This is a genomic window from Streptomyces colwelliae, from assembly GCF_048158785.1.
Classification (GTDB): Bacteria; Actinomycetota; Actinomycetes; order Streptomycetales; family Streptomycetaceae; genus Streptomyces.
In genome coordinates this window covers 1-841 of sequence record NZ_JBLTJC010000846.1, presented here as the reverse complement: position 1 = coordinate 841, position 841 = coordinate 1, and the positions used below count along the sequence as shown (strand labels likewise).

General features: G+C 68.8%; 1 protein-coding gene. It reads left to right on the top strand.

Annotated features, from left to right (window positions below; translation table 11 throughout):
- Nucleotides 1-419, top strand: a 419-nt coding sequence (locus ACNFOC_RS54750; RefSeq protein WP_416966364.1) for a methyltransferase family protein, incomplete at its 5' end; no start/stop codon positions are given.
- Between the last annotated feature and the right edge of the window lie 422 nt (nt 420-841).

Below are 841 nucleotides of genomic sequence, written 5' to 3'. Positions count from 1 at the left end.
ACCTCCAGTACTGGCAGCCCGAGCTCGCGATCCTGGGCGCCCTGCTCGCCGTCGCCTCCACCGCGCTGCTGCTGTGGGCCCGTTGGGTGCTGGGCGCCATGTGGGCCAGCATCCCGCTCGTCCACGAACACCACGAACTGCGCACCGAGGGCCCGTACCGAATAGTGCGGCACCCCATCTACACCGGGCTCCTCGGCCTGGTCCTCGGCGGGATGCTGGCCTGCGGCTTCGGCGTGTGGATCGTGTTCCTGGCGGTGGCTGTGCCGTGGCTGCTGCGCCGGGTGCGCATAGAGGACGGGATGATGGCCGGGCGGTTCGGAGCGTCCTACGACGCCTACCGAGCCCGCGTTCCGGCACTGATCCCGTGGACCCGGCCCGCTCCGGTCGGACCCCGGGCCGTCGACAGCCGGCAGGGGTAGTCCGGGTCGGTCGTGTGGTTGTCGCCGGCGTCAATTTCCGCCCCAAGAGCGGGAGTTGACGGGGTCACCTGTCGGATTGCTGTCATCCTCGTGCCACTGTTGCCCATGTCCACAGCTCGTCACTAACGTGCTCATGGAGATTTCAAAGGGAAATCTGATGGAGGGTCTGCAATGCCCCTGCCAGAACGCCCGGCCACGTTGTCCTCGGCCCGCACGGCGACCGCTCCCGAATCGCTCTGTCCGCCGACGAGGCGCGACCATTTCGGCTGACCGCTGACGCGCACGTGGGCCCAGGTGCCCTGACTCACGAACGACACCTCGCAGGAACAGCGCCTGGCCACGAAGCGTCCCCACGCGACGGCGGCCGTCCCTCTGGACGCCGCCACCCACTTCGAGTACCGGATGCCGGAGCTGTACGGCGG